Genomic DNA, 3099 nt, shown 5'->3' on the forward strand with positions numbered 1-3099 from the left:
CCCCCGGGGGCCCCGTTCCCCCCGCCGCCGGGCCCCCCATGGACCGGCTCCGGGCCGCCCGTGCCCGGTCCGGGCTCCGGCTGGCCCGGGCAGGCACCACCACCGAACAGCTGGCCTCGCTCCTAACATCAAATTGTTAGACGTGGCATCCCAAGGACCGGAATCCTTACATCATCCTGTCAGGATCCGTGGTCCCAGGAGCTCAGGTACTTGACCTGCGCCGGAGTCAGGGTGTCGATCCCGATGCCCATCGTCTCGATCTTCATCCGGGCGACGTCCTTGTCGATCGCGGTGGGGACGTCGTAGACGCCCGGGGCGAGCTCCCGCCCGGCGGTGTGCAGCCAGTGCGCGGTCAGTGCCTGGTCGGCGAAGGACATGTCCATCACCGCGGCGGGGTGGCCCTCGGCCGCGGCCAGGTTCACCAGCCGACCCTCGGCCAGCAGCAGCAGCCGGCGCCCGTCGGCGAGGACGTACTCGTCAGTCGAGGGCCGCACCCGACGTGGCACCTCGACGGCGAGCTCGGCGAGGGCGGCGATGTCGATCTCGATGTCGAAGTGGCCGGAGTTCGCCAGGATCGCGCCGTCGCGCATCACCGCGAAGTGCTCCCGGCGCACGACGTCCCGATTGCCGGTGACGGTGATGAACACGTTGCCGAGAGGGGCTGCCGCGCTCATCGGCATGACCCGGAAGCCGTCCATGGCCGCGTCCAACGCCTTGGTCGGGTCGATCTCGGTCACGATCACCGCGGCGCCGAGACCCTTGGCCCGCGACGCCACCCCCCGGCCGCAGTAGCCGTAGCCGGCGACCACGACCGTACTGCCCGCCAACAGCGTGTTCGTCGCCCGAAAGATCGCGTCCAGGGTCGACTGGCCGGTGCCGTAGCGGTTGTCGAACATGTGCTTGGTGTCGGTGTCGTTGACCGCGACCATGGGGAAGCGCAGGGCTCCGGCGGCGGCCATCTGCCGCAGCCGGATCACCCCGGTGGTCGTCTCCTCGCAGCCGCCGCGGACGCCGGCGAGCGCGTCCGTGCGCTCGGTGTGCAGGATGTTGACCAGGTCACACCCATCGTCGAAGACGTAGTGCGGCGCGGTGTCGAGCGCGGCGCCGATGTGGGCGTAGTAGCCGTCGCGGTCGATGCCGTTGCGGGCGAAGGTGGCGATGCCGTACTCGGCGACGAGCGCCGCGGCCGTGTCGTCCTGGGTGGACAGCGGGTTCGACGCGCACAGCGTGACCTGTGCGCCGCCGGCCGCCAACGCCCGCATGAGGTTCGCCGACTCCGTGGTGACGTGCATGCAGGCCGCGATGCGCACCCCGGCGAAGGGGCGTTCGGCGGCGAAGCGCTCCCGGATCTGGCGCAGCACGGGCATCGCCCGGTCGGCCCAGTCGATCCGGGATCGACCCTGGGCGGCGAGGGCCAGGTCGGCGACGTCGTGGCGTGGCAGCCCGGCGGCGTCGGGGCGGCCGGACGGTTCGGGCAGCAGCTCGGGAAGATCGGCCAGATCGGACATGGTGCTCCCGTCGTGAAGGGGACGCCGCCGCCGGCAATGGCGTGGCCGGCGACGACGTGGCCGGCAATGACGTAGTTGGCAATGACGTAGTTGGCGACGCCGCCGTGGTTGGCGACGCTGTGGCGGCGACCGGATTCGCAGGCGTGGTCCGGCAACTCGAACGATGACGAGCCCGCCGAGAGGATGTCAAAGAAGCTAACAACCTGTTGTTAGAATCGAGGCCTCGAACGGCGCCTCGCCCGTACTCTTCGTCGCATGATCGGAACGACGTGAGAGGCCGGGATGGTGCCGCCCCACCCCGCCGGGAGGACTCGTTCGTGCGGTACGTGCTGGAGCGACTACGTCAGCGGGTCCAGCTCCGGCCCGAGCAGCGGCTCCCCATCGCGCGGGCGGCGGCGGTACTGGGCACCACGCCACGCATGCTGCGCTACCGCGAGTCGCTGGGCCTGCTCGTTCCCGCCCGCTCCCCCGGCGGTCATCGCGAGTACGGCGAGCGCGAGCTGCTCGCCGCCGCCTACGCCGACGAGCTGGAACGGCGCTACCAGGTGAGTCCCAGCGACCTGGCCTTCGCCGTGCGGGTGCTGGCCGAGGCGGAGGTCGCCGCCGACGTCCGCCGGCTCGGACAGCTCACCCGGCGCATCGCGCCGTCCCCGCCGGTCGCCGCCCTCGACTTCGAGGCGCAGAAAGGCCGCCGGCTGCTGCGCATGCCGGGGCCGGCGGGGGCCGCCGGATCAGGACCATCGGAGCCCCACTCCCTTAACGGTCGCTAAACAATCCGAGGCGTACCCCACACACCTGGCCCGCCGGGTCGCCCGAGCGGGAAACGCTCGTCTACCGTTACCAGCGGTATCGGACCGTCCATGCCAACTGCCGTGTATCGGCGCCCGTCCGCAGCCAGGTTCGCTTCGCCCCGAACTGTTCGGTCAGCCCGCGAGCGCCCGGGTGCCGATGAGCGACCAAGCGCCGGGTCACGCATGCTGGTTGAGGTTCCACGAAGATCCGGCGTTTCGCCGGCCCACCAAGGGGGTGACGTCGACGTCTGGCGGACGGGAGTCGAGCACTCCATCCCGGCCCAGCCCGCCCGCACCGGCGGGTGGTTCGTCGCGCGGGGGATCCGCTGGGGTCCCGCCCCGCGCCGACGGCACGCCCCGCGGCGTCGCGGCCGAACGCGCGGCCACGCCGCCGAGATCGGCCACCCCGTCACGGTCGGCGGCACCACCACGGTCGGCGGCATCACCCGGACCGGCGGCACCACCAGGACCGGCGGTGCCGAAGTCGACGCCGGTGGCGCCCAAGGCCGAACCCGCGACGTCTGGGCCGGCGACGCCCAGGACGGGAGCAGCAGGTAAGCCCGTGTCAGCGGGTACTGCGGGACCTGCGGGTAAGGCAGGACCAGCGGGTACGGCGGGACCAGCGGGTACGGCGGGTAAGGCGGGACCCGGAGGCGTGGCGAGGCCGGCGGCCAAGGCCAGGCCGACCGGAGTCGACGCGAAGATCCGTGGCCGCGTGGCGGCGCGTTCGGAGCCGGCCGGAGCTGGCTCGGCCGCGCCCGCCGCCGCGACGACGACGGTCCGCCCGGCAACCGGTACGG

General features: G+C 72.3%; 3 protein-coding genes. 1 reads left to right on the plus strand and 2 read right to left on the minus strand.

Annotated features, from left to right (window positions below; genetic code table 11):
• Positions 1-179: 179 nt before the first annotated feature.
• Positions 180-1508 (minus strand): adenosylhomocysteinase, encoded by a 1329-nt coding sequence (gene ahcY, locus ND748_RS28970; protein ID WP_251749363.1) that lies wholly within the window; start codon positions 1506-1508, stop codon positions 180-182.
• A 269-nt stretch (positions 1509-1777) separates the two neighbouring features.
• On the opposite strand from ahcY, the gene ND748_RS28975 reads away from it, so the two are divergent.
• Positions 1778-2278, plus strand: coding sequence for a MerR family transcriptional regulator (locus tag ND748_RS28975; RefSeq protein WP_251749364.1), 501 nt, complete (start codon positions 1778-1780; stop codon positions 2276-2278).
• A gap of 198 nt (positions 2279-2476) precedes the next feature.
• Here ND748_RS28975 and ND748_RS28980 read toward each other — a convergent pair whose 3' ends face one another.
• Positions 2477-2803 (minus strand): hypothetical protein, encoded by a 327-nt coding sequence (locus ND748_RS28980; RefSeq protein ID WP_251749365.1) that lies wholly within the window; start codon positions 2801-2803, stop codon positions 2477-2479.
• Between the last annotated feature and the right edge of the window lie 296 nt (positions 2804-3099).

Source organism: Frankia sp. AiPs1, assembly GCF_023716945.1.
In the GTDB taxonomy this organism is placed as follows: Bacteria; Actinomycetota; Actinomycetes; order Frankiales; family Frankiaceae; genus Frankia.

Bases quoted from the DNA above. Each gene is read 5' to 3' on its own strand.
- ahcY (WP_251749363.1), bottom strand. From the start codon at position 1,508: ATGTCCGATCTGGCCGATCTTCCCGAGCTGCTGCCCGAACCGTCCGGC.